6 protein-coding genes are annotated in these 3,502 nt (G+C 64.0%); 3 read left to right on the top strand and 3 right to left on the bottom strand.

The features are described from left to right. Together ENZ74_RS26000 and ENZ74_RS25995 are read right to left on the bottom strand one after the other, a co-directional pair. Positions 1–208, bottom strand: a 208-nt coding sequence (locus tag ENZ74_RS26000; protein WP_245471011.1) for a DUF982 domain-containing protein, incomplete at its 3' end; no start/stop codon positions are given. 113 nt (positions 209–321) lie between these two features. Next, the gene (locus ENZ74_RS25995; RefSeq protein ID WP_063170207.1) at positions 322–987 is read right to left on the bottom strand and encodes a GntR family transcriptional regulator; all 666 of its coding nucleotides are present in this window, start codon (positions 985–987) and stop codon (positions 322–324) included. 165 nt (positions 988–1,152) lie between these two features. Between ENZ74_RS25995 and ENZ74_RS25990 the strand changes: the two genes are divergently transcribed. After that, positions 1,153–2,412, top strand: coding sequence for a multidrug efflux MFS transporter (locus tag ENZ74_RS25990; protein ID WP_063167761.1), 1,260 nt, complete (start codon positions 1,153–1,155; stop codon positions 2,410–2,412). 28 nt (positions 2,413–2,440) lie between these two features. Continuing rightward, a complete protein-coding gene (locus tag ENZ74_RS25985; protein WP_024504690.1) occupies positions 2,441–2,815 on the top strand; it encodes a DUF423 domain-containing protein in 375 nt (124 codons plus the stop codon). A gap of 33 nt (positions 2,816–2,848) precedes the next feature. Here ENZ74_RS25985 and ENZ74_RS34505 read toward each other — a convergent pair whose 3' ends face one another. Beyond that, positions 2,849–3,277, bottom strand: a complete 429-nt coding sequence (locus tag ENZ74_RS34505) for a hypothetical protein (RefSeq protein WP_164746092.1) — start codon at positions 3,275–3,277, stop codon at positions 2,849–2,851. 82 nt (positions 3,278–3,359) lie between these two features. Here ENZ74_RS34505 and ENZ74_RS25970 point away from each other — a divergent pair. Then, positions 3,360–3,502, top strand: a 143-nt coding sequence (locus ENZ74_RS25970; RefSeq protein ID WP_164761210.1) for a LacI family DNA-binding transcriptional regulator, incomplete at its 3' end; no start/stop codon positions are given.

Raw genomic sequence — 3,502 nt, 5'->3', positions numbered from 1 at the left:
AGACGTCCACTTCGCGCGCCGCCGCAATGAAGGCGCGCCTGGCGTTCATCGCCGGCTTGTCGCCGGCGAGTGCGTCATGGCAGGCCTGCAGGGCCGCGCGATGCTTGGGGCTGCGCTTGCCGGGCCAGCTGTTGAGGAGGTAGTCGGAAGCCTCACGCGCCGTGCGCAAGAGCTGAGTGCTTCCCGCCGCGACTGACTTCACAGTCACAGGTGTTTCAAATCGGTTGTTTTCCATCGCCGCTCCTTACGCCATCGGCGTCTGCGAAGCGAGGGCGAAAGTGCGCACACGTCCAGACGCCGCTTTGCGCCCCTTCATCCACCTTAAGCAGCAACGACGGCAAAGCCTCTGGCGCGAAGACCGCGCCGATCGTTGGCGAGCGACGTCACCAGCCGGTCGCGGCTGCCGACAATGTGGACCGAGAGCAGGCGCGCGGCTTCATCGGCGTCGCCACGGCGTGCCGCCGCCAGTATGGCGCGATGTTCGGCCCAGGCGCGGCTGAGGGCCGCTTCGTCGCGAACCTCCAGCCAGCGCGCCCGTGACAGGCGTGTCATGGCATCACGGACCGCCCGGAACAGGAATTCATTGCCCGACAGACGCGCCAGTTCGATGTGAAAATCCATGCCGACGCGATGCCATTCCTCGCGCGGCGTGTCGTTGTCGCAGGATTCGAGCATCGCCTGGATGACATCGATGGCGCTCCGGTCCGCCAGGCCGCATGTCAGGCGAACTGCCGCAACCTCGACCGCCTCCCTGTAGACGGCGATCTGCTCGAGTTCAGCCAGATTGATCGGCGACACCGTCCAGCCGCGCCCGTCCCTGCCGACCAGCCCCTCGGTCTCGAGCCGCAGCAGTGCTGCCCTGACCGGGGTTCGCGATGCACCGAAACGGCTCTCGATCCAGCGCTCGGTCAGCTTTTCGCCGGGACCGATCTCGAGGCCCAGGATCATCTGCCGAAGCTGTTTTTCGACGCTGTGCATCTGCGACATTGTCGTTTCCACCTTTTGGCCGTTTGCGATCGTCTTGCCGATCACGTTCGACAGGCTGCATTGACAGCGGCCAAGCTTGCGTCCATGACGTGCACCATCTTGGTATCCCAAATTGGTATCCGCAGCAAGCATCGATAAAAGAGTTGCTGGGACAGGACACACGACATGCAGCAGAGCACGCCCCCGGCGAACGACAGCACCTACAACATCCACTGGCGGCGCAATCTGTTCGTGTGCTTCGCCGGTTCGTTTTCGACGCTTGTCGCCATGACGCTGCTTCTGCCGTTCCTGCCGCTCTATATCGAGCAGCTGGGTGCCGAGGGTCACGCGGCGATCGTGCAATGGTCGGGGATTGCCTATGGCGCGACGTTCTTCGCGGCGGCGCTGGTGGCGCCGCTCTGGGGACGTCTCGGCGACCGCTATGGCCGCAAGGTGATGCTGGTTCGCGCCAGCTTCGGCATGGCCATATGCATGTCGCTGACCGGCATGGTGCAGACGGTCTGGCAGCTGGTGCTGCTGCGGCTGCTCATCGGCTTTGCCGGCGGCTACTCCTCGGGATCGACCATCCTCGTCGCCATGCAGACCCCGAAGGAGCGTTCCGGCTGGGCGTTGGGCCTGCTGTCGGCCGGCATCACGGGCGGGGCTCTGGTCGGTCCGCTGGTTGGCGGCGCCCTGCCGCCGCTGATCGGCATCCGCGCCACCTTTCTCCTCTCCGGCGGCGTCATCTTCCTGGCATTCCTGGCGACCACGTTTCTGATCAAGGAGAATCCCCGGCCGAAAACAGCAGACGCCGCAGCGACGCAGAAGCGGAAAGGCGGCTGGTCACAAATCCCCGACAAACGGCCTGTTGTCGCCATGCTGGCGACCGGCATGCTGTTGAGCTTCGCCACCATGTCGATCGAGCCGATCATCACCGTCTATGTGCAGCAGCTCATCGAGGACCAGAGCCGCGTGACGCTGATATCAGGCGTCGTCATGTCGGCGGCGGCCCTTGGCGCCATCCTGTCGGCCTCGCGCCTGGGCAAGCTCGCCGACCGCGTCGGCCACTGGAACGTCATCATCGGCGCGCTTGCCGTCTCGGCGCTGCTGCTGATCCCGCAGGCCTTCGTCACGCAGAGCTGGCAACTCATCGGCCTGCGCTTCCTGATGGGTCTGGCGCTGGGCGGGCTGTTGCCCTGCATCACCAGCGTGATCCGCCACAATGTTCCCGATGGGGTCGGCGGCAATGTGCTCGGGCTGTCGATCTCCGCCCAATATGTCGGGCAAGTCGCCGGCCCCTTGCTCGGCGGCTTTGCCGGTGGTCATTTCGGCATGCGTTCGGTGTTTCTGGGCACATCCGTCTTGATGGCCGGCGGCGCGGTGTATAACTGGCTGGCACAGTCACGCCGCGAGCAGGACATGCTTGCCCACGCCGGCAAGCCCTGACGGGGTTGGGCGTCACAGGGCCCCAAACATGAGCACAGCCGAACGACCTTCCGACAACAGCAGCCGTATCCTCGTCCTGGCCGGGGGCTTCTGCGGTGCTGCCGGCGTGGCGCTGTCGGCCGCGGCAGCGCATCTCGGCGGCGCCTTCGTTGGCACCGCCGCATCGTTCCTGCTGATGCATGCGCCGGTCTTCCTTGCCGCCGGATTGCTTGGCGCGAACCGGATCCTGCGCATCGGCAGCCTAATCCTGCTGGTTGGGCTTCTGCTGTTCTGCGGCGATCTGCTGGCCCGCGATTTCATCGGGTCGCGGCTATTCCCGCTGTCGGCGCCGATCGGCGGCACGCTGCTCATTGCCGGCTGGCTGGCGATCGCTGCCTCGGCGCTGGTGCGCGTGCGGTCCTGAACGCCCGCCGGCACCAAACGTCGAGCGTGGCGGCTAATCCTGCCGGCGCTCGGGCTTGATAAGCAATTCGCGATTGCGCCGCCGCAGCTTGGCCAACCGATGCCGCTCCGGCCGTTCGGAAGCCGGCGCGATGCCCCAATAGTTGCGATAGATGTCTTCAAATAGATAGCTCACGGGATGCATGATGTGCGCTCCTTTCAGCGCCTGAATCGATCCAATCGAGAGGTGCGAAAAACCGACCCCGATCAGCTCCGCTTGCGCTCCACAAGGAACCGCAACTCGCGGACCCATAGACTGGTTTTGCCGCGGCGCTTCTGCGTCGCGGTGTTCGACGAGATGCTCCAGTCGTTGCGGTAAATGTCTTCGAACAGAAAATTGACGGGATGCATGACACAAGTCCCTACTTGATGTTGAATCGATCCAATTCTGCCAGCAGGCGTTTCCTTGGATCGATTCAAACATAGGCCCTATCGAAGCCACGATCAAGCCAAAATTTGAACCGATCCAACGAAAGTGTTAAATGGGAAGAATTCAGGAGACGAAGATGGCGCCACTTATCTCTGCAAAGACAAGACCGGTCCGGCTGGCGGACATTGCCAAGGCAGCCGGCGTGTCGCACGGCACCGCGTCCAACGTCTTCGCCCGTCCGGAGATCGTGCGCGAGGAGGTCCGTGAACGGGTCAAGGC

The sequence above is a fragment of the Mesorhizobium sp. M7A.F.Ca.CA.002.15.2.1 genome (assembly GCF_003998715.1).
GTDB classification, from domain to species: domain Bacteria; phylum Pseudomonadota; class Alphaproteobacteria; order Rhizobiales; family Rhizobiaceae; genus Mesorhizobium; species Mesorhizobium ciceri.
The sequence above is the reverse complement of the archived record's forward strand: the minus strand, read 5'-3'. Positions and strand labels throughout refer to the sequence as shown.